This is a genomic window from Bifidobacterium sp. ESL0728 (assembly GCF_029392015.1).
GTDB lineage: Bacteria > Actinomycetota > Actinomycetes > Actinomycetales > Bifidobacteriaceae > Bifidobacterium.
Window position 1 is genome coordinate 1,190,931 of the sequence record NZ_CP113925.1, and the last position, 26,418, is coordinate 1,217,348.

The 26,418-nt window shown below is 52.8% G+C and carries 24 protein-coding genes and 1 pseudogene; 14 read left to right on the forward strand and 11 right to left on the reverse strand.

What is annotated here, in order from left to right:
* Positions 1-51 precede the first annotated feature (51 nt).
* The 3 genes and pseudogenes from xylB to OZX67_RS04620 form a co-directional block, all read left to right on the forward strand.
* Entirely contained in the window at positions 52-1,545 is a 1,494-nt protein-coding gene (gene xylB / locus OZX67_RS04610; RefSeq protein WP_277144638.1) for a xylulokinase, read from the forward strand.
* A complete protein-coding gene (locus OZX67_RS04615; protein ID WP_277144640.1) occupies positions 1,538-2,179 on the forward strand; it encodes a hypothetical protein in 642 nt (213 codons plus the stop codon). The genes xylB and OZX67_RS04615 overlap by 8 nt, the downstream gene beginning before the upstream one ends.
* Before the next feature lie 148 nt (positions 2,180-2,327).
* A pseudogene (locus OZX67_RS04620) lies at positions 2,328-2,549 on the forward strand (KH domain-containing protein); the annotation flags it as partial.
* A gap of 100 nt (positions 2,550-2,649) precedes the next feature.
* On the opposite strand, the gene OZX67_RS04625 reads toward OZX67_RS04620, so the two are convergent.
* Together OZX67_RS04625 and OZX67_RS04630 are read right to left on the reverse strand one after the other, a co-directional pair.
* Positions 2,650-3,255 carry a hypothetical protein gene (locus OZX67_RS04625; protein ID WP_277144642.1) on the reverse strand — a complete coding sequence of 202 codons (606 nt, stop codon included), beginning with the start codon at positions 3,253-3,255 and terminating at the stop codon, positions 2,650-2,652.
* A gap of 9 nt (positions 3,256-3,264) precedes the next feature.
* Positions 3,265-3,459: a hypothetical protein gene (locus tag OZX67_RS04630; protein ID WP_277144644.1), complete on the reverse strand. Its 195-nt coding sequence runs from the start codon at positions 3,457-3,459 to the stop codon at positions 3,265-3,267.
* A gap of 407 nt (positions 3,460-3,866) precedes the next feature.
* On the opposite strand from OZX67_RS04630, the gene OZX67_RS04635 reads away from it, so the two are divergent.
* On the forward strand, positions 3,867-4,565 hold the full coding sequence (locus OZX67_RS04635) for a hypothetical protein (protein ID WP_277144646.1): 699 nt from the start codon (positions 3,867-3,869) through the stop codon (positions 4,563-4,565).
* A 273-nt stretch (positions 4,566-4,838) separates the two neighbouring features.
* On the opposite strand, the gene OZX67_RS04640 is transcribed toward OZX67_RS04635, so the two are convergent.
* Positions 4,839-6,881, reverse strand: a complete 2,043-nt coding sequence (locus OZX67_RS04640) for a long-chain fatty acid--CoA ligase (protein WP_277144648.1) — start codon at positions 6,879-6,881, stop codon at positions 4,839-4,841.
* A 256-nt stretch (positions 6,882-7,137) separates the two neighbouring features.
* Positions 7,138-8,175, reverse strand: coding sequence for an alpha/beta hydrolase (locus OZX67_RS04645; protein WP_277144650.1), 1,038 nt, complete (start codon positions 8,173-8,175; stop codon positions 7,138-7,140).
* 278 nt (positions 8,176-8,453) lie between these two features.
* On the opposite strand from OZX67_RS04645, the gene OZX67_RS04650 reads away from it, so the two are divergent.
* The 4 genes from OZX67_RS04650 to OZX67_RS04665 all read left to right on the forward strand — a co-directional run bounded on the left by OZX67_RS04650 (position 8,454) and on the right by OZX67_RS04665 (position 13,818).
* The gene (locus OZX67_RS04650; protein ID WP_277144652.1) at positions 8,454-9,137 is read left to right on the forward strand and encodes a 50S ribosomal protein L25/general stress protein Ctc; all 684 of its coding nucleotides are present in this window, start codon (positions 8,454-8,456) and stop codon (positions 9,135-9,137) included.
* A 277-nt stretch (positions 9,138-9,414) separates the two neighbouring features.
* Positions 9,415-10,542: a branched-chain amino acid aminotransferase gene (locus OZX67_RS04655; RefSeq protein WP_277144654.1), complete on the forward strand. Its 1,128-nt coding sequence runs from the start codon at positions 9,415-9,417 to the stop codon at positions 10,540-10,542.
* 265 nt (positions 10,543-10,807) lie between these two features.
* Positions 10,808-11,518: a TRIC cation channel family protein gene (locus tag OZX67_RS04660; protein WP_277144656.1), complete on the forward strand. Its 711-nt coding sequence runs from the start codon at positions 10,808-10,810 to the stop codon at positions 11,516-11,518.
* Between the two features lie 416 nt (positions 11,519-11,934).
* Positions 11,935-13,818 (forward strand): ABC transporter ATP-binding protein, encoded by a 1,884-nt coding sequence (locus tag OZX67_RS04665; RefSeq protein WP_277144658.1) that lies wholly within the window; start codon positions 11,935-11,937, stop codon positions 13,816-13,818.
* Between the two features lie 159 nt (positions 13,819-13,977).
* Here OZX67_RS04665 and OZX67_RS04670 read toward each other — a convergent pair whose 3' ends face one another.
* Together OZX67_RS04670 and OZX67_RS04675 are read right to left on the reverse strand one after the other, a co-directional pair.
* Positions 13,978-14,163, reverse strand: a complete 186-nt coding sequence (locus tag OZX67_RS04670; protein WP_277144925.1) for a helix-turn-helix transcriptional regulator — start codon at positions 14,161-14,163, stop codon at positions 13,978-13,980.
* 290 nt (positions 14,164-14,453) lie between these two features.
* On the reverse strand, positions 14,454-15,071 hold the full coding sequence (locus OZX67_RS04675; RefSeq protein WP_277144660.1) for a DUF2975 domain-containing protein: 618 nt from the start codon (positions 15,069-15,071) through the stop codon (positions 14,454-14,456).
* Between the two features lie 153 nt (positions 15,072-15,224).
* Between OZX67_RS04675 and OZX67_RS04680 the strand changes: the two genes are divergently transcribed.
* Entirely contained in the window at positions 15,225-16,316 is a 1,092-nt protein-coding gene (locus OZX67_RS04680; protein ID WP_277144662.1) for a type II CAAX endopeptidase family protein, read from the forward strand.
* Between the two features lie 113 nt (positions 16,317-16,429).
* Here OZX67_RS04680 and rpsT read toward each other — a convergent pair whose 3' ends face one another.
* The gene (gene rpsT / locus OZX67_RS04685) at positions 16,430-16,690 is read right to left on the reverse strand and encodes a 30S ribosomal protein S20 (protein WP_277144664.1); all 261 of its coding nucleotides are present in this window, start codon (positions 16,688-16,690) and stop codon (positions 16,430-16,432) included.
* 261 nt (positions 16,691-16,951) lie between these two features.
* On the opposite strand from rpsT, the gene lepA reads away from it, so the two are divergent.
* Both lepA and OZX67_RS04695 read left to right on the forward strand, forming a co-directional pair.
* Positions 16,952-18,844: a translation elongation factor 4 gene (gene lepA, locus OZX67_RS04690; protein WP_277144665.1), complete on the forward strand. Its 1,893-nt coding sequence runs from the start codon at positions 16,952-16,954 to the stop codon at positions 18,842-18,844.
* Between the two features lie 6 nt (positions 18,845-18,850).
* Positions 18,851-19,534: a nitroreductase family protein gene (locus OZX67_RS04695; protein WP_277144668.1), complete on the forward strand. Its 684-nt coding sequence runs from the start codon at positions 18,851-18,853 to the stop codon at positions 19,532-19,534.
* A 40-nt stretch (positions 19,535-19,574) separates the two neighbouring features.
* On the opposite strand, the gene OZX67_RS04700 is transcribed toward OZX67_RS04695, so the two are convergent.
* The 4 genes from OZX67_RS04700 to OZX67_RS04715 form a co-directional block, all read right to left on the reverse strand.
* On the reverse strand, positions 19,575-19,847 hold the full coding sequence (locus tag OZX67_RS04700) for a DUF4160 domain-containing protein (protein WP_277144670.1): 273 nt from the start codon (positions 19,845-19,847) through the stop codon (positions 19,575-19,577).
* Positions 19,840-20,073 carry a hypothetical protein gene (locus tag OZX67_RS04705; RefSeq protein ID WP_277144671.1) on the reverse strand — a complete coding sequence of 78 codons (234 nt, stop codon included), beginning with the start codon at positions 20,071-20,073 and terminating at the stop codon, positions 19,840-19,842. The genes OZX67_RS04700 and OZX67_RS04705 overlap by 8 nt, the downstream gene beginning before the upstream one ends.
* Positions 20,074-20,427: 354 nt before the next feature.
* Positions 20,428-21,174, reverse strand: a complete 747-nt coding sequence (locus tag OZX67_RS04710; protein WP_277144674.1) for a response regulator transcription factor — start codon at positions 21,172-21,174, stop codon at positions 20,428-20,430.
* Positions 21,171-22,463 (reverse strand): histidine kinase, encoded by a 1,293-nt coding sequence (locus OZX67_RS04715; RefSeq protein WP_277144676.1) that lies wholly within the window; start codon positions 22,461-22,463, stop codon positions 21,171-21,173. The genes OZX67_RS04710 and OZX67_RS04715 overlap by 4 nt, the downstream gene beginning before the upstream one ends.
* 266 nt (positions 22,464-22,729) lie before the next feature.
* On the opposite strand from OZX67_RS04715, the gene OZX67_RS04720 reads away from it, so the two are divergent.
* Genes OZX67_RS04720 through OZX67_RS04730 form a run of 3 tightly spaced genes read left to right on the forward strand, consistent with a single transcriptional unit; the run spans position 22,730 to position 26,342 of the window.
* Entirely contained in the window at positions 22,730-23,701 is a 972-nt protein-coding gene (locus tag OZX67_RS04720) for an ABC transporter ATP-binding protein (RefSeq protein ID WP_277144678.1), read from the forward strand.
* A 9-nt stretch (positions 23,702-23,710) separates the two neighbouring features.
* Entirely contained in the window at positions 23,711-24,937 is a 1,227-nt protein-coding gene (locus tag OZX67_RS04725; protein WP_277144680.1) for an ABC transporter permease, read from the forward strand.
* Positions 24,924-26,342 carry an ABC transporter permease gene (locus tag OZX67_RS04730; protein ID WP_277144682.1) on the forward strand — a complete coding sequence of 473 codons (1,419 nt, stop codon included), beginning with the start codon at positions 24,924-24,926 and terminating at the stop codon, positions 26,340-26,342. Before OZX67_RS04725 ends, OZX67_RS04730 begins: the two co-directional genes overlap by 14 nt.
* The last annotated feature ends 76 nt before the right edge of the window (positions 26,343-26,418 follow it).

Consider the following 26,418-nt stretch of genomic DNA (forward strand, 5'->3'; position numbering starts at 1 on the left):
TTTCGTTGTTCCATCGAAGATGAGTCGGTGGAACAACGAAAGGAGGATAATATGGCAACACTGGTCATGGGGGTCGATTCCTCCACACAATCATGCAAGGTTGAATTGCGTGATGCCTTTGATGGCAAACTTGTGGGCCATGGAAAATCGCCTCATCCTTCGACCAAACCTCCGAAAAGCGAACAATATGCTTCTGATTGGTGGGATGCGCTCGTCAAGGCAACCCACCAGGCAATTGACGGATTGCAAGAAGGATATTGTGCAAATGATGTATTCGCGATTTCGATTTCGGCTCAATGTCACGGATTGGTGATGTTGGATGAGAACGATACGGTTATCAGGAAGGTGAAGTTGTGGAACGATACCACGACTTCGCCACAGAATGACGATCTTATTCGTTCTATCGGAAAAGAAGAATGGATCCATCTTGTCGGTTCGTTGCCGACGGCGGCTTTTACGGCCTCAAAAGTCGCGTATATGGCTCGAGAAGAACCTGAAATCTGGAAACGTGTCAAGACCGTCATGTTGCCACACGACTATCTGACGTTCAGGTTGACAGGACGTTACACCACAGATCGTTCCGATGCCTCAAATACTGGCTATTATGATTCTTTCAATAGCCGTTATCTTCCCGAAGTCTTCAATATGGCGGTGGATGGGGACGGGCCTCAACTTGAAGATATAAACCTTCCTGAAGTGCTAGGGCCAGAAGAGTCTGCGGGAGTCTTGTTGGATCAACCTGCCAAAGAGCTTGGGCTACGTTCGGGTATCAAAATTGGGCCCGGTGGTGGAGATCAAGAGGTTTCTTCGTTGGGATTGGGTATCCTGCCCGGTGATTTGGCACTCTCATTGGGTACTTCGGGTGTAACCTTTACTGTTTCTCAGAAGCCTATTTACGATGATACAGGTTTGGTAAATGGTGTTGCGGATGCTGCGGGAGGATGGTTGCCGCTGACATGTGTACTCAATTGTGCGCAGGTGTTCAGTATTGTAGCTTCATGGCTAGGAGTTGGCTTAGAAGAGCTTAACGTCCTTGCTTCAAATGCACCTACCAATGCCGAGCGTCCGATTTTTGTCGCTTATCTAAATGGGGAACGTACTCCCAATCTTCCACTGGCAACGGCTTCTATCAGTGGACTGACCAGCGATACCACTCGGGAGTCTCTGGCGTTGTCTCTTGTCGAAGGCATTGCAATGGGAATGGATTCTGGTAGGCGTGCCATGATTGATGCAGGTGCCCAACTTGACGGCACAATAATTGCAACGGGCGGAGCCATGCATTCGCCTGCTTTTTTGCAGGCGCTTGCGGATTTCATGGGACAGGATATTTGTGGAACTGACGTTGAGCAGGCTGTGGCCCGAGGAGCTGCTATACAGGCAGCGGCAGTGCTCCGCGAGGAAAAGGTTACGGAAGTGCGTAATCAATGGAAGCCGAAAAGGACGGTTCTGGCTTCGCCTCGTTCAGTGGCTGTGAGTCATTCTGATGAAGTAATCGAAAGATATCGTATTGCTTCGAAATGGAGAGGATTAGATCGGAATGAGTGAAGTGCTGTCTCGCATCATATCTCAAGCCCCACTTACCATATCAGGAAGCATACTTGCTGCGCCGAGCAAAAAGCGAATTTCCTATGCCAAGGATTTATACGATTCTGGAGCATGGATTCATATTGATTTTATTGATGAAAGTTATCCTCTGTCTGTTGGTGTCGACCCGGGGGTTCTCAAAGAATTAAAGGTGTTTGCAGACAGACTTGAGGTGCACCTCATGGTTTCTGATATGTTGCAATGGGTCAGAAAGCTGGTCCCATTCCATCCTCGACGAATCATTGTGCAACATAGTGAAACCCTCAATATCGGGAATTTGATAAGTATGAAGCAACTTTTGAATCGCAATAACATCGAGATGTGGATTGGAGCCAATCCATCTGACTATCCAGAACAGATTTCTGAATTTATTACACAGTCAGATGGTATGTTGCAGATGTTGAGCAGTCCTGGAACACCTAATACGATTGCTGATTTTGACATATTGCCAAGATTGAAGGAAATCCATAAACCGATGACGGTTGACGGAGGGGTGTTGCTTTCTTCGTTACATGATATCTCTAGCGCCGGGATTCATAATGCTGTGGCAGGCCGCAATTTGTGGAAAGAATATTTAAATCTTGAAAATAAATAAACAAGACTGTCCACGTTTTTCAATTATCAATGTTTCATCTTATAAATGTGTCTCCTATACGTTAGTTGAGAGAATAAATAGCAGGTACTTTTAGCAATTGGGGTTCTCGGTTAGAAAATAGATGTTCAAAACTTGTCACTCTTAAACCGAGGACGGAAAGGCGCACGTCATGGTCTCCATCTACGTCGAACGCGACTCCCCAAAGCCCATCATCATCGGTCACCGTGCCGAACATCTGGTGCAGGTCAAGAAGCGCCTGCGCACGGCGGTCAACCGCATCGTCGGCCAAAAGTCCAAACTCGACCTCCACGTCAAGGTCGCCAAAGGCTGGCAGTCCGACCCCAAGCAGCTGGAACGATTAGGGTTCTGAATTTGCTTTGAAGTTTGTGATTAACACTGAATCCTCGTCAGCTCTATGAGAAGTTGACGAGGATTTTGATATCTCAATTTTTATAATTTAAGGTATCTGCCTATTCCCAGGCTGATACCTTGGCAACGCCGACGACGATGTCCATGTTACCTTCGGTAGGGACGTTGGTGGTGGCGACTTCCTTGAAGCCTGCCGGACGATAGAGATTCTCGAAGACTTCACGCCTGGCGTCAATCAAGGCGTAGCGTCCGCCGACCACGTTCTGCGAACGGCCGATCAACGAGCGTGCTTCTTTGAGAATGACTTTGCCTGGCAATTCGTTGTTGCTGTATTTGTCTGATCTTCCTAGTTCGCCGATGCAGTAGCCGCCGGCATGGTTGTCGCGCAAATGCGTGTACGGTCCCTTGAACTGTTTCTGCTTCTTGCCAGACATCTTGCCGAAATCGATGCTGGTCAGGCACAACTCGAAGAATCCCGCTACTTCGACGGTTCCGTTTTCTCCAGTGCATGTCAACAGATAGGTACGGCCCTCATTCGATTCTTCAATTGCCTGTACCTTTTGCGAAATAAAGGTCTGCACCGACGAGGATTTCTTGCATTCGAATCGTTGCAGAGCTTCGTATACAAGTTGATATTTCCAGCCTTGTTTTACTTGGCCATCTGCTTCAATTAAGTCTGAAAATGGAAGCAATTCGTATTGAATCATTGTCACGCCTCACTTCTTATTCTCGCCATCCGGTTTCCAACCCATCTTGCGCATTTTCTCCACCCAGTCGTCAAAATTTGTAACCAGATGCGAATGGAAATCGTCTCCGATGGGGAATTTCTCGTCGGACTGGTCCATGGCGATGAAGGCATCGATATTGCTGTCGTCAATGACCAGATGCCCTCCCTCGGATAAATAACTCATATCATTGCCTCCCTTCCATGTTCCTGCAAAATATGTATTTCAACCTGTAACGTCCAATATAACATCAATCGCAAGCAAACCGAAAACCTTGATATCAAGATTTTCAAGATTTCAAGATTTCAAGGTTTTATGATTCTCCAAGATTTGCTGGTAGGTTGAAAAGCGCGGAAGCCGGGCCCAATAGAACTTGAGGACATCCGGGTTTCACTTCCAGACCGTTAACGAGGGAAAGGCATACATTCAACATAACTTGCCAAAGGCGGTGTCAAAAACGAACAGTCGCGGTAATCGAACTCAACAAGTGTGGGAATGTCTGTTGAGCAAAGTTTTTTTATGGTAGTGTTTGAGCTATTCGATTGTGAATAGACAGGGCTGTTGAATGTCATCGCTAGGGGAAGGCTTACGACATGGCACAAGAGGAGGAGAAGGTTGATTCCACAGGGGATGAGGAAGTCCCTGCAAGTGACGATGTGAATCAGGAATATCAGACTTATGGTTCCGATTTCAACAATGAAAGTGCAGAAAATAAGCCTGCCTACGATTCCAATGACAGAAGCACTTGGGACTATATCCCGTTTAAAGATCAGCTGACCGGCGTGGCTATCATCAATATGATTGAAATGGTGATGGCTGTCGTATTGACATGGCTGTTATGTCTGTTGTTGCGTCTTGATGCGCCTGTTTCCGACATGCTGGAAGTCACCATCGTCGGTGGTCTTATCGCTGCTATTCCAGAAGCTGCCGTCCAGACAGCGGTCAGCAAACGTGAACGTACTTGGGCTTCTCATAATTGGGGTAAGGTAATAGCCAATATCCTGATATATTGTGTTGTTTTGTTGGTTACCGCTTATCTGGTCAATCATCAAGGCTATTGGTATGCCATCGTCATCGTCGCAACGCTTTTTGACGCTTTCATGGGTGTGTGGTCGAATATGGCAAAGCCGGAACCTGGTATGAGCGAAAAAGACAGTGAACTCTACCGCGAAGCCGAGCTGAAGAAATATACCGATGAGAACTTCGGCCCCGAAGCAAGTCAGCGTGAAATGATAGACCGCTACAACAAGAAGCATGGTATCAACAAGTTCAACTGGCATCGCAAGAATTGATACTACGTATTTTTGTGCTGGTCAACGGACTGTGAGAACGTACTAGGTGCTGTTTCCCGGCACTAAGTCTCATCTGTATCTAAAAATCTACATTTTGTTGTTGGTAAACGGACTTTTACGAGTGTTTAGATGCCGTTTCCCGACATTAAAGTGGGAAAGCGGGCTATCGATTGGTTACATAACAGTTTGGCGCTGGTAAAGCGCATATTACGATAACGTATCTGTGCTTTACCAGCGCCAAAGAAAGCAGCGCTGAAACAAGAAAGCAGGAAACTACTTCTTCTTCGTGTACATCTGCGTGTTGAGCAGGTTGGCATAGTGTCTGATGACCACTGGACGCTTCACCTTCATCGACGCGGTCAGCATGCCGTTTTCCTGGCTGAATTCCTCGGGAAGCAAGATGAACTTGCGCACGGACTCCGCCCTAGAGACGCCTTCGTTGGCCTTGTCGACCCACTTCTGCACCTCGGCACGGACCACGGCGTTCTTACAGGCATCTTCTATAGGCATGTCTTGGTCGAGGCCGGCGGCGTCAAGCCACTGGCGCAGCGAGGGCTCGTCCAAAGTGATAAGCGCGGAGATGAACGGACGCTTGTCGCCGAGCACCAAAGCCTGCGAGACGAACGGACAGCGCTGGATGATTTCTTCGATCGGGCCTGGGGCGACGTTTTTGCCGCCGGCGGTGATGATGAGATCCTTCTTGCGACCGGTGATATAAAGGAATCCGTCGTCGCTGATGCGGCCGAGATCGCCGGTGGCGTACCAGCCGTCTGGAGTGAAGGCGAGCTCGGTGGCCTCGTCGTTCTTGTGGTAGCGGTGGAAAACGCAGGTGCCTTTGACCTGAATCTCGCCATCTTCGGCAAGACGGATCGAGAAGCCGGGGTAGGGCACGCCAACGGAGCCTTCGTGGAACGGTGTTCCCTTCGGGTTGAACGCGCAGGGCGCGGTGGTTTCGGTCAGACCGTAGCCTTCATAAGCCGGAATATCGGCACCGCGGAAGAAAGCGAGCAGCTCCGGATCGAGGGGCGCTCCACCGGCGACGAACCATTCGGCCCGTCCGCCGAGCACCTCGCGCAGGGACTTGTAAACAATCGGATCGAAGGCGGCACGGCGGGCACGGGTGGCTAGGCTGGCCTTGCCGTTCTCGCTCATTTCCTTTTCGTATTCCTGGGCGGCGACCACGGCTGCGGCGAATGCCACGCCCTTGGCGCCGTTTCCGGCTTTCTGTGAGGCGGCGTTGTAGACCTTCTCCCACACGCGGGGCACGAGGATGGTGACGACGGGTTTGGCGACCTGCAGATCGCTGATCAGCGTCTTGATGCCGCCGGCGATATAGATACGCAGGTCGCTGGCGACCACGATGTAGTTGACGGCGCGGGCGAAGGTGTGTGCCTGAGGCAGGAAGAGCAGGACGGACTTGTCTTTTTGATGGAGCAGACCGGGCATGTAGTCGCGCAGGTTCAAAGCCGTGGTGCAGTAGTGCTCATGTGTCATCTCGACACCCTTTGGAGCTGCCGTTGACCCGGAGGTGTAGACGATGGAGCAAAGGTCGGTCTTTTTGATGGAATCAATGCGCGCGTCCAACGTTTCATCGGTCACTGACTTGCCGTAGTCGCGCAGTTCTTCGAGTGCACCGGCTTCGAGTGTATAAATCTTCTCAAGGGTCGGGCAGTCCTCGACGGCACCGTCGGCCTTCTCGCGCATGTCGTTGGTCTCGACGATGAGCAGGCGGGAATCGGAGTTGTTGACGATATTGCGAATCTGTTCGGCGGAATCGGTGTCGTAAATGGTTGCGAGCACGCCGCCCACTGCCATGACGGCGGCGTCCACAACGTCCCATTCGTAGGAGGTGTGGGACATGAAGGAGACGCCGTCGCCCTTGTCCAACCCGTAATGCATCAAACCTTTCGCCACGCTACGAACGTCGGCGAGGAATTCGTTCGCGGTTTTGGTGACCCACTGGTTGTCGACCTTGAAGGTATAGAGCGGATCGTCACCCATGCGTTCCGCGCGCTCGACATAAAGGTCGTAGATTGACATGTCATCATCAATAGGTGGGTTGCCGGGAGTGGTGACGGTCAAAAGACCGGTCTTGTCGTCGACGAAGAGTTTGGTGGGGTAGCCGGGGCCCCATTCGTGGCTGTGCGGCAATGTCGAATAATCAACTGGCTTGACGGTGGCGAGATGGCGGTCGTCGTTGAAATCCGGGGTTTCCGGGTCTTCGTTATTGACAGGGTGCTCAAAACCACTTCCCAGATGGAAGGCCTTCTGACTCAGCTTCAGCGTTTCCTTTTTCAGTGAGTTGATGACTGACACGTGTACACTCCTCGACCTTCTGTAGCGGTGTTGTATTCAAGCAATAAAGCCAATTCTATAGGGTTTGCCACGTTTCGTCACCTTACGGTAGCGTAAGGGAGGTCAAGTGTCGCAGGGAACAAGAGCCATCGTTATGTCTGCAAATTACGTCCCGAAAACAGCAAGCCGTAGATAGCCATGTTGCGGAATCGCACTATAAATCGATGAATACTGTTCCTTTCTGATTTTGCGAATAGGCCAATTCGTGATTGTGCTATCAGTTAAAAACGATATATCCTGATACACCTTTTGGCCTGGTCAGATGAAATATTTCACTCACGAACGCCGTTACGGTTTTCCAATAGCGTTTGGGGTCTGTGGAGGCGGACATCGCGTGTGCGGCTCCGGGAATCATCAGTTTCTGCTTTATCGGACTGGCACAGGCGCGGAAATTGCGGTCGAGACTTGCTGGATTGACGAAGTCGTCGGCGGAGCCGTGGATGAAAAGCATGGGAATCGTTGTATGACGTAGCGCTTCGACGCACGAAGCCTCATTGAAATCATAACCGGCACGGCGTCGCGCGATGGAACTCATGATGTCAATCGCCGGGTGGGCCAGGAATGCCGGGGCATGGTACAAATGTCTGGCGCTATACAAAAACTGGTCTTCAAGGCTGGTATAGCCACAATCGGCTATGGCGGCTTTGACATTTTTCGGCAGATTCGGGTCGCCTGCGGTGAGCATCACCGTCGCCGCTCCCATGGAATTGCCGTCCAGCAGGATCTGCGCTTTCGGGTCATTGGCCACGATGGTTTCGATCCATTGCAAGAGGTCGCGGTGTTCCAACGCGCCCATGCCGATATATTTGCCGTTGCTCAGTTCGTGGCAACGGTTGGCAGGCGTAAGCACAGTAAAGCCGAGGCCTGCGAAACGATGTGCGTATTTCGCCATTTCCTTGGGTTCTCCTGAGAATCCGTGACAGCAGATGGCGTAGAGATGGTGTGGAGGATTGGCACAGTCCGGGTCGAGCATCCAGCCGTGCAGTTGCGTGCCGTCGGATGCCTTCAATGCCACCGGGCGCTTGGCGTTGTCGAACCAGCGTGCGGCCTCGGCCTCTTCCTTGGCGTCGTGATGGGGCTGGCGGGCGGCAAGAGTGGTGTTCGGACGGTTGCTTTTGAACAGCGAACGTTTTGATCCGGGCTCGAGCACAAAACGGAACAGATAATCGGCGGCGGCATAAAGACTTCCTGCTACTGCCAAGCCACCGCAAAAAAGACCGACGGCCAACGTTCTGGCTTTACTTCGCTGAACCATAACGGGCTCCAATCTTTCTCGGCATGGTGATGATACAGATTATAAAAGGATAGGTTCACAAATTTATTTTTCATTGCATTCAGCGGATGTCTGCTTCAACGGTATAATAAAAACGTTGTTTCGGCAGGTTTTATATCTGTCGCGCTTTGGCGAGGGGAAGCGATTCCCGTTATCGACTGGGCTGAATCTTTTGGGTCTCTTTGAGACTGCAATTTCGGCGCGTCGGTGCACCGAGACAACGCAGTGCATAATATCAACAATCTCAAGGAGATTAGACTATGGCAAACACCATTTCCATCGAGGGCGAAATCCGCAACGAGTTCGGCAAGGGCGCTGCCCGCCGCATGCGCGTGGCCAAGCAGATTCCGGCCACCATCTATGCCGGCGGCAACGATCCCGTTTTCGTCAAGCTTCCCATGCGTGAGACCACGCTGGCCCTGCGTCGTACGAACGCGCTGTTTACCATCAAGTGCGGCGACAAGTCCAAGATGGCCGTCGTCAAGGACGTCCAGCGTAATCCCGTCAAGCGTATCGTCGAGCATATCGACTTCTACGAGGTCAAGGCCGGCGAGAAGATCGAGGTCGAGGTCCCGGTCTTCGCCGTTGGCACCCCGAAGGGCGCGGCTGTCGCGTTCGTCGATATCCAGCAGCTCCGCGTGCGCGCCAGCGTCGACCAGCTGCCCGAGCGTATCGATGTCAACGTCGATGGCCTGCAGGATGGTGAGAAGGTCTTCGCCAAGGATCTCGACCTGCCGAAGGGCGTCGAGTTCGTCAACACCGATCCTGAAGAGTCCGTCGTCTCCGTCGAGATTCCTGAGGACGCCACCGCCACCACTGCGGTCTCCGCTGAGGATGCCGCTGCTGCCGCCGCCGGTGTCGAAGGTGAGGAAGGCGCAGCCGCCGAAGGCGATGCTGATGCCGCAGCCTCCGATGATGCGGATGCCGATGCCGACAAGAAGTGAGTTCACTTCGATCGACGCATCTGACGTATTGGCGTCTCCGATAAGGTGACGTTGATTGTTCAAATCCGTACTGGCCGTATTTTGCGGCTGGTACGGATTTTTTCGATATCGAGCATTGCATTGTGAACCCTCACACCGAAATTTTTTCATAATGTGAACGATTTCACCATATATAACCGTCTATGTGCGAGAGTAGCAACATAACCCGGCGCCACAAGCGCAAGGCAAACCACAATTCTGGCCGCTACGGCGACTGAAGTAAAGAAGAAGTGCATATATGACTGAGCAATCCCATCATGATCCAGCGGCGTTGTCGAAACTTACGGAACCGTTCAAGGTTCTCGACAACCCGAATCCAGCTTCCGACGCCGAGCGCGCAAAGCTGATTGACAAGCCGGCATTCGGCCAGCTCTTCAGCGACAATATGACCCACATGGTCTGGCATAAGGACAGCGGCTGGGGCGATCGCCGAGTCGAGCCTTATGGCCCGCTTGCCATGAGCCCCGGTGCCTCCGTCCTGCATTATGCACAGGAGTGCTTCGAGGGTCTCAAGGCCTATCGTCACGCCGACGGTAGCACCTGGCTGTTCCGTCCGGACGCGAACGCCGAGCGTTTCGCCAATTCCGCCAAGCGTCTGTATCTGCCTGAACTTTCCAAGGATGATTTCCTGGGTTCCGTCGCCGCTCTGGTCAAGCGCGATGTCAACTGGGTCCCGACCCGTCGCGAATACACGCTTTACATGCGTCCGTTCATGTTCGCCTCCGAGGCGTTCCTCGGTGTGCGTGCACCTCAGACCGTCGACTATTGCGTCATTGCCTCGCCTTCCGGCCCGTACTTCCCGGGCGGCGTCAAGCCGGTGAGCATCTGGGTGGAGGACAAGTGGTTCCGTACCGGCCCCGGCGGCACCGGCTTCGCCAAGTGCGGCGGCAACTATGCCGCTTCGCTTCTGGGCGAGTACCGCGGCGCCGACCACGGCTGCGAGCAGGTCTGCTTCGTCGACGCGGCCACCAAGACCTACCTTGAGGAACTCGGCGGCATGAACATGTTCACCGTCCACAAGGACGGCCACTTGGAGACCCCGTCGCTGACCGGCAACATTCTGCCTGGCGTCACCCGTCGCTCGCTCATCCAGCTTGCACAGGACAAGGGCCACGATGTGGTCGAGACCATGATCAAGCTCGACGACCTGCTCGAGGACATCAAGTCCGGCGAGGTCACCGAGGTCTTCGCCTGCGGCACCGCTGCAATCATCACGCCTATCGGTCGCTTCAAGTCCGAGAAGTTCGACGTTCCGGTCAACGGCGGCAAGTCCGGCGACTTGACGCTGAAGCTTCGCGACGAACTGCTTGGCATCCAGATGGGTGAGATCGCCGATCCTCATGACTGGATGTGGAAGGTCTGCTGAACGAAAGCTTTTCGCTTAACTGACGTTTAGTTTTCAGACGGCCTGTAGCATTTCCTAAAGTTTTGGGAGATGTCGCAGGCCGTTTATTTATATTCTGCAAAAGTTGAGCGGTTTTAATTTGTTAATCGATTTGTTAATCGCGTTAAACAAGAATTGTCTCGTATAATTTCTGTATTACGAAATAGAATATGTTTTTGACGATAGTTTGTGCGTTGCTTGGTATATTGTTTCAACTATCCATACGAATATATGAAGGATGTGCGGTATGCAATTGGCGCTGGAAAGTAACGTCTTTTTCTGGGCCATCGAATATATCGCGACCTTCTGCTGCGGCTTGTTGGGCGGGCTCTGCGCCGTAAAGAAAAAATACGATTTCATCGCCATCCTCATGACGGTCTGGCTCACGGGTCTTGGAGGCGGCATTATCCGTGACGTATTGCTGGGTATATTTCCGCCGGTCGGTGTCTCTGACAAAGGGCTTGTCGTCACTTGCCTGATTGCCAGTGTCACGGTCGCCATCATTTACCCGGAAGTCGACCGACTCAAATGGATTATGGTCGCTCTTGACGCGCTGGCGCTTGGTCTCTACGCGGTCAACGGCACGCAAAAGGCGTTGATTTACCATACGTCCGGTATGACGGCCGTTTTCATGGGACTGATTACGGCCATCGGGGGAGGCCTCATTCGAGACATCCTGATCAACGATGTGCCGTCGGTCATCCGCGACAGCCATTGGTATGCGGTCCCGGCGTTGATCGGCAGCGTGCTCACGGTATTCGTCACCCGTGCCTATCAAGGCGGGCACATTCCATTCAGTCTTGAAGTGACGTTCGATATCGCCATCGTTGCCTTTGTGGTCATTTTACGTGTGCTTTCGGTACGTTTCGATTGGAAAGTGCCTGGTGCCATCAGACGGCATCACACCTATCTGCCGTTGCCTGCAAAAGACGATGAAGAGGTCGACAGCAGCAAGTGAGATTCGTTTTGGTCATTGTTGACTGATTAATCGGTTGATTGTTTCTGTTTTTATGCCTCCATCCGCCATTCAGCCGATTAATTATTTATTGCTGTTCTCCTTCGACTTCATACTTGAACGGGTGAATCGTGAATGGCTTTCCGCATATATATTATTGAGTACCGGTAGCAAGAATGATCAGAGTAATGATCACTATTTGCAACGGGTAAAATCAGGCATAGCTTATTACAGGCATTTGTTGTCCGAGCAGGTTGGGAAAATCGATATACCTGACACCAAACCTTCAGCTCAAGCACGTGACTGTTGCACGTCAATCGCATATATGGGTCAGGTGGACAATTCGAAAAAGATGGTTATTGGCTGATTCGTAGAATTGGCCATATCGCATCTATTGAACCGACTCGAAGAGGAGCAGCATGTCGATTGATGATAATACGAGGAATGATAAGCCTTCGGCAAAGGGTCGTTCTCGCATCTCGTCTCTGACGACATTGCGGAAGTCATCACGGCTATTGATGGCAGTGGCACCGATATCCGTCATTGTCCTTCTCGTTCTTACTGTGGTGCGGTCCCTGCTGTCGCCCCTACAGATTTTGGCCACAACACAGATCGTGAATTCCGTGGGTACAGGTTTGCTGCCGAAGGTTGTCGATTCAACGGTACTTTTCGCTGTGGTCCTACTGGGAATGTTCGTTGCCGAGAACATCATTAAATATCTATCCGACTCAATTCGAGAAAAACTATCATACTGCGCTAATTGCAGTATCGTCGATAAGCTCACTACGCTCGAAACGCAGCAGTTCGAGGATGCGGAGACCTTCGATCGTATACAGCGGGCCGGAGGAGATACGGGCGGACATATCTTCACTATATTTGATAGTGCACGTGATTTTCTACAGTCGTTCCTCACTATTGTATCCGTATTCTCTTTACTGGTTTCATGGAACAAATGGGTGGCCTTTTTCCTTCTGCTGGCGCCTATTCCAGGTACCATCGGCACATTGATGGCCAGTTCCAAACAGTACAATATCGATTACCAGCGGGCAGGGGAACAACGCTTGTCGGACTATTATCGTTCGATTCTGACATCGGATAATGCAGCCAAGGAAGTCCATCTGTTTGGTCTGGGTGGTTTGTTGTCAGGGCGTTATAAGACGCTTATCGGTGGTTTTCTCAAACAGGATCTCGCTATGTCACGTATCTATCTGTGGATTGCGCTTGGCTTGGGGATTCTTACGACTCTGGCCAATATCGGGGCGGTCGCCGTGGGTGCGATTCAGGCTATGCATACAGGTGATGTCGGGCAGCTGGCCGGTTATATCAGTGCGACAGGGTCATTCGGGCAATCGGTATTACTTATTTTGGTTTCGGCCTCCAGCATTTATCAGAGTCTGCTTTACGCCGGCAATTGGGTTCATCTCATGGACACTGAGCCGGCTGTGATCCGCTCTGGCGGCGAGAAACTCGAGGATGGAACGCCGGTGACCGTTTCTTTCCGAAACGTAAGATTTGCCTATCCTGGTTCCACCGATGGCAAGGAAATTCTTCATGGTGTCTCTTTTGATCTTCCCGCCGGTCAATGTTCGGCTCTTGTTGGACTCAATGGTGCAGGTAAATCAACTATCGCGAAACTGATTTTACGTGTCTACGAGCCCACTTCCGGGTCGATTCTCATTAACGGCAGGGATATCAGTGAGTATTCCCGCGCGTCGTTGTACGAGAGGTGTTCTGCGATTTTCCAGGATTATATACGATATGAGCGGCCCTTACGTGAGAATGTGGGATTTGGCGATCTGGATGGAATCAACGATGATGATGCCATTGAACATGCGCTTGATCTGGTAGGGATGAAGGGTCTGGAGCAGTCACTGCCCGAGGGCCTGGATACTGTATTGGGGAGGCACTTCGAGGGCGGTTACCAACTTTCCATCGGGCAATGGCAGCGCGTTGCCCTCGCCCGCGCTTTGTTCAGGCGGCCGTCATTGCTTATTATGGATGAGCCGACCGCATCCGTGGATGCCCTTTCCGAGAAGCACTTTTTTGACTCACTGGATCGGGCGGATAGTACGGAGGAAGGGTCGCGGCGTACCACCATCCTCATCGCCCATCGTTTCACCACCATCACTCACGCCAGTCATATAGTCGTCCTGCGTGACGGCGATATAGTCGGAGAGGGCGATCACGGGACATTATTGTCCGATTGCCCGTATTACCGCGGTTTATATGAGGCCCAAGTGGTCAGTCAGCGGCATGAGGATCCCGCATCGATGCTGCGTCCGGAGAATATCGAAGGAGAATAAGATTCGCCAGTGTATGTACTTCTCATTGCAACCATTGATTGTCCGCAGATTCTGTCATCGCATATCGTTGGAATTCTAGGTATTCGAATTCCTGTAATACGACGAAAGTCACGAAAAACGGCCCGAAAACGTGCTTTTCGTCGTGTGGACGAGCGTTTATCATGCCGGCTGTTTTGGTTCGTACTTGAGGATGTCGCCGGGCTGACATTCCAGCGCCTCGCAGATGCCGGCCAGTGTCGTAAAACGGATGGCTGCCACGCGGTTGTTCTTGATTTTCGAGAGGTTGACGTTGGAGATGCCCACCTCGTCCGCGAGCTCCTTGAGCGACATGTGCCGGTCGACCATCACCTTGTCGAGCTCCAGCACGATGGTGCCTTTTGGCTGGTGGTGTGTGTCGGCTGTCGGAACGGGTGGAGTGACGGCGTCGGTCGTGGTGTGCTGTTGTTGGGCGAGCCGTACCTTTTCCTCATACGTCAGTGATGAAGAGCTCCGGTTTCCTGATAGGAAAGTACCGGTATCATTTCGGCCCGCCTCTTTTGTGGTATTCGTGGATTGGTTTTCATCGTTCGGGGATGACGTGGCATCGCGAGGTATCGAGCGGTCAGAGTGTTGTTTGAACATCATGATTCGCTTCCTTATATCAGCTCGTCATGTTCGCGTTGCAATTGCTCGCCGTATCTGAGGATTCGTGTGATGCACAGCATGAAAATCCCGATGATAAGCCACGACAGACCGATACTGGAGCCATCGAGGGTATCGTAAAATGAAGTCGGTGTCGCTATTCCTTCCTCTTCAGCCATAGCTTGCGTAAAACCGCTCATGAAGCCCAAGCAGAATGGCATGATTCCTGCGACCAAAGGCGCTGCAATGAAGCACCAACCGATGGTATGCACATTTTTGATGATGGAATCCTGGAAGGGGGAAGGTTCTTCCCCAATTTCAGGCTGGTGGATGGTTTTGAACGCCGCACTGAGGTTTTTGGCCGCAAAGGCGATGATGAGCAGAATAGCAATTCCCTCGATGGCATACCATACGATCACTCCCTCATGCTCTGACGCCTTTTGGAAGGTCGTATCGATAGAAAAACCGTAGATGTTCGGCAGTTTTTTGTCTTTGATGGCATCTGGATAGGGTTGCCCGGCCCCCAGATAAATCGCACCGGCCAGCAGAACCACCGATGCCGCGATGTTGAACCATTCAAGTATTTTCGCGGCCCACATGATGAAAGCGTCGACCTTGGTGGTTTTGTACATGGAACTCCTCCTTTGCCAAGTTAAAATTTTCTGATACTAAAAGCATATCACTAATCAATAAGAAATTAACGATAATCATTAAAAAAATTATGAATTTCGTTAATTTAGTATTATGATGCTTTTCATCACTTATGAATCCAAGGAGGGAACAATATGCAAAACCCAAACGCGACACCGGATCAGACTGATACTGCGATGCCAGAGCCTGACACTGCTGTGACGGAGCCTGACACTGCTGCAAGCAATCAGGAAGTCGATTCTCACGCTGAAAATATCTCTCCGGAAGCCCGGCAACCCGAAGAAACGTTGAGCGTGGCCCAGAAAATGAGGCAGGATGTTGGCCATCAGGCTGGCATCCTTTGGTTCTTTGAAGTGTTTACCAGTCTCTTTCAATTGGTTATTGGACTGTGTTTCTTTGGGTTTTCCTTGAACACGCTGGACAAACTCGGAAAATCAGGATGGGTCATGCTCTTCAGCGAGATATTGGCAGTCATCGTGGTTATGCTCTGGACGAAACGGCTCATGATCGTCACGGGCGCCCATCACCGCAAGCTTTCGTGCGCCGTGAGATTCCAGTCCAGAAAGCCGATGACGGTATTCGGTTTTCTGCTGTGTTTTGTGCTGTTTTTTGCAATAAGCGAGGTTGGCGAAGTAGTAGGCGACGGCATTCTCTCGGGCGTCAAAGCTATGGGACTTCAGCCTTCGACGACGCTGACCGCCATCGACAGCATTACGAATGGTTCTTTGGGCGGACTGTTGTTTGTCGGTGTCACTGGCCCGATTGTGGAGGAAATACTCTTTCGCGGAATCGTCATGGATAACCTCGAGCATTACGGTCGTTGGTTTGCCATCGTCACTTCGGCGACGTTGTTCGGATTCTTCCACGGTGACATTCCACAAGGGTTTTCGGCATTTCTGGGAGGACTTTTGTTGGGCTATGTCGCCAGCGAATATTCAGTGGTCTGGTCGGCGGTATTCCATATTGTCAACAATCTCGTTTTCTCAACGGGACTTGGCAAACTGACCGATATGTTGTCTGGCAGCCAGCAGAATATATTGGATATCATCATGGCGGTGTTTTCAGTGGTGGTTCTGGTCGTACTCGCCATTTCGCAACGCCAGCATATTGTTGAATGGCGTGAGGCTCACCGCACGGCGCCGCATGCATACTTGGGTTGGAGATCGCCGCTTTTCGTCGCCACGCTTGTTCTGTTCGCGATTCCGGCAGTGGTCAACCTGATTTGACACGGTTTGCTTCGACCTGGCTTGGATACTGAAATCCCCGTGAATCATAAAAATACGATTCACGGGGATTTCCAGTGCCAAGCGTTTAAAAGTTTGAACCTTCGGTGCTTATCTCACATCTTGTTGATGGCGACTGCGAGATTCGACTTGCGGTTGGCGGCCTGGTTCTTGTGAACCACGCCCGCGCTGGCGGCCTTGTCGAGCTTCTGGCCGGCAATCTGGTAAGCGGCCTGAGCTGCTGCCTTGTCTCCGGACTCGATGGCTTCACGGGTCTTGCGAATCGCAGTCTTCAGGCTGGACTTCACGGACACGTTGCGCTTGTGCGCCTTTTCATTGGTCAGCACGCGCTTCTTCTGCGACTTAATGTTTGCCACAATTTCTCCAAACAACGTTTTCTATAAGGACATACAAAAGTTAAGAATAACACTTCATGCCGATATTTTGCGTTTATTCTGGGAAATAAGGTTACGTGTCGTATTGTTTCTCAATCGTTTTATGTCGCTATTCCCACTTCACTGACAATTTCGCTGGGAAACCATTGCCCACCGCGGCCGATAGAATAAGACTTAGTATAAGAAAAGCGGAATCGGAGAGATTCGGCTACGGAATATTTGTATATGTTAGGAGTGGCATCAGTGACTGAGGCGAAGAACAAACCGGGATTCACCGATCAATCGCTGATTCGTAATTTCTGCATCATCGCGCATATCGACCATGGCAAGTCCACGGTGGCCGACCGCATTCTTCAGCTTTCCGGCATCGTCCCGCAACGCGAGATGCACGACCGGTTCCTCGACCGCATGGATATCGAACAGGAACGCGGTATCACCATCAAATCGCAGGCCGTGCGTGTGCCGTGGATCTTCGACGGGCAGGAATACACGCTCGGCATGATCGACACCCCCGGCCACGTCGATTTTACTTACGAGGTCTCGCGTGCACTGGCTGCGTGCGAAGGCGCGGTGCTGCTGGTCGATGCCACGCAAGGCATCGAGGCGCAGACGCTTTCCAATCTGTATATGGCCATCGAAGATGATCTGACCATCATTCCGGTCTTGAACAAGATCGACCTGCCCAGCGCCGAGCCGGACAAACACGCCGAAGAGATTGCGAATCTCTTGGGATGTAAGCCCTCGGATGTCCTGCGTGTTTCCGGCAAGACCGGCGAGGGCATCAAGGACTTGCTCGACCAGATCGTGTTAGAAATCCCCGCACCACATGGTGACCCCAAGGCTCCTGCTCGTGCGTTGATTTTCGATTCCGTCTATGACACCTACCGTGGCATCGTCACCTACATCCGTATGGTCGATGGCGAGCTCAAAAGCCGTGAAAAAGTGCACATGATGGGCATCGGCATGACGCACGAACCCATTGAAATCGGCGTAATCAGCCCCGATATGACCCCGACCAAAGCGCTTGGCGCCGGAGAGGTCGGTTACATCATCACCGGTGCGAAGGATGTCAGCCAGTCCAAGGTCGGCGACACTGTCACTTCGGCAGTGCGCCCAGCCAGCGAGCCGTTGCCCGGTTACCGCGACCCGCATCCGATGGTCTACGCCGGCATCTTCCCGATTGATAATGCTCAGTTCCCTGAACTGCGCGATGCGCTTGACAAACTTAAATTGAACGATGCGGCGTTGACCTACGAGCCGGAAACATCGGTTGCCTTGGGCTTCGGCTTCCGTTGCGGCTTCCTCGGTCTTTTGCACATGGAAATCGTCGTCGAGCGTCTGAGCCGCGAGTTCGGACTTGATCTCATTTCCACCGCCCCGAACGTGACCTACAAGGTCACCACCGAAGACGGTACCGTGCACGAGGTCAAGAACCCGAGTGAATTCCCTGACGGCAAGATCAAGCAGATTGTTGAGCCTATGGTCGCCGCCGATATCATCACGCCCAAGGAATTCATCGGTGCGGTGATGGATTTGTGCCAGGACCATCGCGGCGAAATGGGCACGATGGAATACCTGAGCCCTGAGCGCGTCGAGATGCACTATCGCATCCCGCTTGCCGAAATCGTCTTTGACTTCTTCGACCAGCTCAAGAGCCGCACCAAGGGCTATGCCTCGCTCGACTACCACGAGGATGGCGAGCAGAGCGCGGACTTGGTGAAGGTCGACATCCTGATTCAGGGGGAGAAGGTCGACGCGTTCAGCGCCATCGTCCACCGCGACAAGTCGTATAGCTACGGCGTGATGATGACGAAGAAGCTGCAGAAGCTCATTCCGCGACAGCAGTTCGAGATTCCGATTCAGGCCGCCATCGGTTCCCGCGTCATCGCCCGCGAGACCATTCGTGCCCTGCGCAAGGACGTGCTCGCCAAGTGCTACGGCGGCGACATCACCCGTAAGCGCAAGCTCTTGGAGAAGCAGAAAGCCGGCAAGAAGCGCATGAAGATGCTCGGTCACGTCGAAGTGCCGCAGGAGGCGTTCGTCGCCGCCCTGTCCACAGGAGAGGCCGGCCCCAACCAGTCCATGGACATCGACACCAAGAACAAGATTCGTGCCGCCGAAAAAGCCGTGAAGTAAGGCTCCATGATGGAACTGAGCGAAGCGATTCGGGTGCGGCATGCGGTTCGACATTATACCGACAAGCCGATTCCGCAGAATATCGCCGACGAGCTTCAACGGATCATCGACTGGTGCAACTGCGAAGGCAACTTGAATATGCAGTTGAAACTCAATGACCCGGCGGCATTCGAAGGTTTCCTCACCGATTATGGCATTTACAAAGGTGCACGCAATCTTGTGGCCATCGTTGCGGACAAAACGCCTGATTGGGAGGAACGTTGTGGCTACTACGGCGCGCACGTCCTGCTGCGGGCAACTCAACTTGGACTTGACACAGGTTGGGTACGTCAGTTCGGCCGGCATCTCTCCAAGCACGTCGCGTTGGAACGCGGTGAGCGGCCAAGGTTCGCCATCGTTATGGGCTACGGTACCAATCACGGCCATCAGCATCGTTCCAAGCGTTACGATCAGATCGCGCGTGTCCCGGAAGGCACGGAAACCCCGCAATGGTTCCGTAATGGCATAGAAGCCGCATTGCTCGCCCCAACGTCCTTGAACCAGCAAAAATTCGTCTTTACGCTGCAGCCCGACGGCCGAACCGTCGAAGCTAAAGCCGGTCTTGGCCTCTGCACCCGCACCGACCTAGGAATCGCCAAATACCATTTCGAAATCGGTGCTGGTCCCGATGCCGACTTTGTGTGGGGGTAAATATCGATACTGATTTGTATTAAGCTTTTTAAGTGTTGAATCACTTATCGAAATGAATGTCATTGCCGAAAAGCCGACTCCAATCATCAACAATTTCATCAAAGTTTTGCTTGATGGCAGCTTCGATAAGCTTGACGTGTTTTGGCGGAAGATGGCCATGGTTATGAGCTAGAACTACCGTTCCATCACTTTGCAGAACAAAGCGTGCAAGATCCCGCTTCGATCCACGTGCAACATGCACATGGATGCCATGTTCTTTATCAAGAGTGCTGAAGTAGACGCTATAGCCGGCAAGGAAGAATACCTCAGGCATAGGCATATTCTCGGTCGATGGCGCGGAAGTCATCAATCATGGGTTTGACGCGTGCGAACCAATGTTTCAGGAACGGGATTCCTTCTTTGCCGAAGGTGGAGGAAACGATATTGCCTTGGTTGTCCATGACGGCGGTGCGGTCAAAACCCTGCTCGGAGATACGCAGCGAGTTATCGTCCCATTGCGTTTTGATGCCGTCGATGATAAACACATTTTCTTCGCTCATGTCTCCTCCTTCGGGTGTTTTAACTGTTGACTCATACTATTTTAACGTATAGCAGAGTAGCTTGTCTAACTTGCCAATTCTGTTCTCTGTAGACGAATACAACCAGATTTTTCTTGAAAAAGAGGATAAATACAACCGGATTTTATATTGAAACCGGGATGGATACAACCAGATTTTTCTGGTGATAGTACACTTTTCCAACCTAATTTGTCTGATATTTGTACACTAATCCAACCGGTTTTAGGTTTAGCGTATTGACGAAAGTGACCTCGTACCAAGGGTTGTTCTAGTTTGGGATTAGTTTTGGCATGAAGCTGTGTTATTACATCACTTTTAACGTTGTATGCTCAAATATCAATATTGATGGGCTCGGAGCCAGGCGATGGCTAGCTGGGTACGGTTGGACAGAGACAGCTTGTCTAGGATGTCGGTAATGCGGTTGCGGACGGTGCCTTCGCTTAGGTAGAGCTGGGCGGCGATGTCGTGGTTATCGAGGCCTTGGGCGACTAAAACGGCGATATCACGCTCGCGGGCACTTAACGTTGAAAATGCGGAATCGGATACTTTGATGGCGCCTTCCAAAGATGCGTACGATGAGGTGGCCATATGGGTGTCTCGTTCGCCAGCTGTGGCTGATGCGTTCATCTTGGCGTTGCAACCGATGTCTTTTCTAATGGTTGCGGAAGAGGTTGAGGAGGAAAGTTTGCCGAGCACCTGAGCGCCAAGGACGACCTGACCCGCCATCACGGCTTGAAGCGCTGGGCCTACGGAGGTGGCATCCTGCTTGATGAGGTAGCCCTTGGCTCCCAGAGCAATGGCCTGATCGATGTATTCCTTGTCGTCGAAGGTGGTGAGGAACAGGACACGGGCGGCCATGTCTTTGGAAAGGATTCGCCGTGCGGCTTCCAAGCCATCGACGCCGGGCATTTGGATGTCGATGAGCAGCACATCCGGTCGTTTCGCAGGATCGGCGAAATAGTTTGTTATTGCTGTTTCACCGTCGTTTGCCGTCCATAGCACCTCTGCTGCGTTAGTAGTCTCAAGAATCGTGGTAAGCGACGAACAGACGATGGGATCGTCGTCGACAATTGCCGTTTTCATGCCGTTTCCTCTTCCTTCGTGTTGGTATTCATTTTCGAACTTGTGTCCGCTTTCACCCATGGGGCTTTTGGCAGCGAGACGAACACGCGCCAGCCGCCGCGGTGCGGGCCGCAAAGCGAGGTGCCGCCGAGAGCCTGAACGCGTTGCTCGATATCTGCCAGACCCATGCCGCGAAGGTCTGGGCTGATTCCCTTCGTGGCATGGTTGAGCGGTTTTGTCTCTGTTTTGTTAAACACCGCGAGTTGCCAGAATGCTGGGTAATCGTGCAATGAGACGCTGGCACTGCTCGAATCCGAGTGGCGGATGACGTTCGTCAGCGCTTCTCGGATGACGGAGGTCAGGCAGCGAGCCACCGGAGCCGGGGTGTCTTCGATATCGCAATCCAACGTAACCGAAAAATCAGGTCTTACGCTGTCCATCATATGAACGGCTTCCGCGATTTGTGCCTCGAAATCGGTGCCGTCGTCTTCAAGGTCGTGCACGGAGCGCCGCACCATAGTCATCGCTTCATTGAGGCTTGCATTGATGCCGGCCAGTTGTTTGGTCGCGGTGTCATCGCCGGTTGCGCTGGCCACAGCGCTGGCCGCCTGCGTCTGCATCAGGGCACGGGTGAGCAGGTGGCCGACATTGTCGTGAATCTCGCGGGCGATGCGTGTCCGTTCGCGAAGGGTCGCCACGCGGGTCGATTCCTCCTGTTGCTCGCGCAATGAATCGATTTGTGTCGCGTTGCGGCGACGGGTTGTTCGAATGGTGTCTTTGAGGGTAAGCAAAGCATGATGCTCGGAATCCGAAACGGCAAGGGCATGTCCCAACAGTGCCGTAAGACACGAAAGGAGGATTGCTATAGCAGCATCCAATACTGGATTGGTAGTCAAGTGATGGCTGTTGCCGATTGGTGGGAATCCGCCGGAACGGTATACCCAATATGAACATATCAGCGGAAGAATCCAGCACCATCGCATCAACCTGTGCCAGAACTTTTCGGATTTAGCGGACGGAATGACCATGGTTTCGAACGCGACCAATGGCATGAACGCAAGAAATTCAGGAAACAGTAACGCTGGTATGCAGAACAACAGCAGAGGAAGCGGGGCGAAATCGGCTGTATTACCGCTAAAGTGCCGCTCATCGGTGTCGAGCCATTGGCTTAGTGCCGAACAGCAGATGGCGGCAAGTGTGCCCGCGATGGCAATGACGTTGAACGAGCCATGTTGTCTCGCCGCCTCAAGCAGGGCGCAGCAAAGCAACAGGCCCGCTCTGGCTGCGTCCTCAAGATAGCGTCTGTTCACGATTCGAGAGTATCACCCAGTCTCCGTGCAGAAAACTGAGTCATGTGTCGAAGTCAATCGTGTTTTGGCATTGTTATCCGTATTCTTTCAATGATTTTTAATGTCATGTATGGTGCGCTGCAAAACGTCAAAGGAAAAAATTGTGACAAATGTAATTAGTGAAATGGCAAGAAAATGACGACACTCACCATAACTTTCGGGCTTTTCTACGTCAAAATGGAATCACCAACGTACACAATGTTCGCAATAGATAGGAAGGTTCATCTATGAACGCGAAACAAGACCCGAGCGGAACCGGCAACGTTTCCGCGGTCAAGATCAGCCATCTGGTCAAACGTTACGGCGACCATCTGGTGCTTGACGATTTCGACCTCGACGTGCCGCAAGGCAGGATATTCGGACTTCTCGGTCCCAACGGCAGCGGCAAGACCACGTTGATCAATTGCATTCTTTCGCTTTTGACGTACGACTCGGGCGATATCAGAATCTTCGGTGAACCGATGACGCCAAGTGCCTACGCTCTGAAAGCCCGCATCGGCTTGGTGCCCCAGGACGTCGCGGTACTTGAGGAACTGACGGTAGAGGAGAATATCGACTATTTCTGCTCGCTCTACGTACCGAAGCAGGACGAGCGCAAACCACTCGTGGATGAGACCATCGCGTTGGTCGGGCTTGAGGATTTTCGCAAATACCGGCCGAAGAAGCTTTCCGGTGGCTTGAAGCGCCGCTTGAACATCGCCTGCGGCATCGCGCATAAACCCGACCTCATCTTCTTCGATGAGCCGACCGTGGCCGTTGACCCGCAAAGCCGCAACGCCATCTTGGAAGGAATCCAGAGGCTGAACCGTGCCGGAGCGACCGTGGTCTACACGAGCCATTACATGGAAGAGGTCGAGCAGATCTGCGACCAGATACTCATCATGGACCACGGCCGTCACGTAGCGGAAGGCACGGTGGCAGAGCTCAAGGCGATGGTCTCCACCGGCGACCGCATACTTATCGAAACGCTCGATCTCGCCGACTCGGCGCTTGCCGATTTGCGTGGGCTGCCGACCACCGTTGACGTGGATTATGACGGAAAGACGCTAACGGTACGTTGCAAGTCGGGCGAGCGCAATCTGGTAGACATCCTCGACCTTCTGGAACGTTCCGGTGCCAACATCGGCCACGTCTCATCGAACCCGCCGACCCTGAACGACGTGTTCCTCGAGATGACCGGCAAGGCGCTGAGGGATTAGGGGCGCGGCATGTTCACAACGTTCAAGACATTCCTCAAGGCGGGGGTGCGCAATCCCAGTATCGTTTTCTGGGTATTCGCTTTCCCGTTGATCATGCTGGCGATGCTTCATCTCATGTTCAGCGATATCAACGATATGATTCATGTCGATCCGCAGCCCATGGCCGTGGCCGAGGACTCCAACTGGAGCAAAGCGACCGGGGCTGCGCAAGTGGTCAAGGCGCTCGCGGGCGAGTCGAACGGCAAAAACGAAGCCACGGGCAAGACTTCGAGCGATGGCGAAAAGCTCATCACGATTAAGCAGACCTCCGGTGTCACGCAGGCCAAACACATGGTGGCTGATGGTAAAGCCAAAGGCTATCTTTACGTGGACGATTCGGGTGCGTTGCGCATGGCGCTCGCGGATACGACGGTGAATTCCGGCGACCAGGCCGTTTCGATGTCGGTGACCGCATTGGATTACGCTTTGCAACAATACAATGAGACGGGGCGGGTGGTCAGTGCGGTGGCGGCGAAAAACCATGCCGTGATGGCCGATCCGCAAGTCAGGTCGAGTATCGGCGCTTCCGATGGGTTCTTCCGGCAAGCCAGCGTCACGAACGTCAAACCACATCGTTTCGCGCGCTACTATTTCTCAATGCTTGGCATGGCCTGCCTGTTGGGCGCGACGATATCCATCTACCTCATCACGCTTACCCAAGCCAATCTCACCGCTTTGGGGATACGCGCAAGCGTCTCGCCGCTGCCGAAGATCCGGCAGACCATCGCCACGCTTTTGGCTTCCTGGGTCATTTCCTTCGCCTGCATGCTGGTTGCCTTCTTTGCGATGCGTTATGCCATCGGTGTTGGCGTCGCTGGCCGGGAGCCGGCAGCAGTGCTTGCAGTAGGGGCTTCGACCCTGATGGCCAGTGCCCTTGGTCTTGTCATCGGCGCCTTGCCGAAGCTCTCCACGCGTGCCAAACTTTCGATCAACGTTATCCTCACCTGTTTCCTGTCGATGTTCACCGGACTCTACGGAACCGGTGCGATGGCGCTGGGAGATGCGTTGCAGCGAAAGGCGCCTGTTATCGCACGGATTAACCCCGCCCGTCAGGTCAGCGATTTGTTCTACGACCTACTGTATTACGGCAATTATCATCCATTCTTTATCGGCCTGGCCGTCATGGTAGCCACCACGGTCGTCTTCGTCCTGATTGTCGTGGCGATGTTGAGGAGGCAACGTTATGAACATCTGTAAAGCCGCGCTCACCGTAGCCAAACGGCATCTGACCTATATCCTCTTTTACTTGGTGGCGTTCAGCCTGATTATGACGGCCATACTATTCCAAACCGTCTCAGACACGCATGGCTCGTCACCGTCTTATTCGCCGTATACCTCGCGTGTGGCGGTCATCGACCGGGACGGTGACGCGGGCGGCATTGCGACCGGGCTGCGAGACTATCTCGGCCAGACCAACTCCGTCGTGCACGTCGATGACAACCGCCGTGCGATGCAGGACACCATGGCCACCGATGCTGCGGATGCCATCTATATCGTGCCGAAAGGCTATATGCGTGACTTTGCGGATGCTGTTTCTGCAGGCCGTGCTCCGAAGCAGCTCAGTGTGATTCTCAAAGGCCAGGACACCCAAGATCTTTCGGAAACAAAGGTTTCGACGTTCCTTTCGAACCTGCGTACCGCATATCTAGCGGGAAATGTTTCGCAGGCTGGAGCTCAGAAAGGTTCTGCAGCTGAAAAGAGTGTCACTGGTACAGCTGTCGGGATGTCTCCAACAACTTCGCAGTCGGCCAATGTGCCTGTGGCTCCGGCGAATCCAACGGTTGCGACGATGGCTAGATCCGCAGCCAAGATCTCTCAGGCTGATGAATCCGCCGTTATGCACAGTGCTGTCCGTGAAGTCGTACGCGCCGGCGATGCTGCGAAGTCACAGGCTCATGTCGCCGTGGTCGCCACTCACCGCACCTCAGGCAACGCTTCGGCAACGTTGGTATTCGGCCGATCGCTGTCACTGGGTTCATATCCCATCGTCACGTCCATGATTGTCGTCATCGCCATGGTGATTGGTGCCTTCTCCATCGAATCGACCCGTCGTCGTATGGAGGTGTCTCCGGAACGTCCACGCGGCACAGGTCTCGGCCTGTTAGCGGCTTGCGCGGGCATCGGAGTGCTGGTAACTATCTATTATTTGCTGCTCTCGCTGGGTGTGACCGCCATCATGACCGGCTCGCTTGCGGGATTGGCGCTACGCCCGGTGCTATTGGCAACGTGTTCGATGGCCATCTTCGTGTTCTTCGGCATTTCGATTGGCTTCGCGCTTGGCCGTCTCGCTATCTCCGCAAGCGCCGCCAACGGAATGGCCAACGTGGTGGGGCTCGCCATCGCGTTCACTTCCGGCGCTTGGTCATTTGGTTCCTCTGTGATGACCGGTCCTGTGGCATTGATTGGCAAGCTGTTGTGCGGCCGCTGGTACCTTGATGCCATCGATCGGGCCATGGGTTTGGGAACTTACGCGGGCGGCACGTCAAGTCTTGGCGGCTGGGCAACCTCTACCGGAATGGTCGCGCTCTTCGCGATTGCTTTGGTATGCGTCGGTCTTGCCCTTGGGTCTCCAAGACGGCATAAGGAAAGAAACCGAACTTGAAATAAGGTTGGTTAAACGCCGATAAATCCGGCAGCGACTCGATAAGCCCCTTCCCGGCAAACGTCTGGAAGGGGTT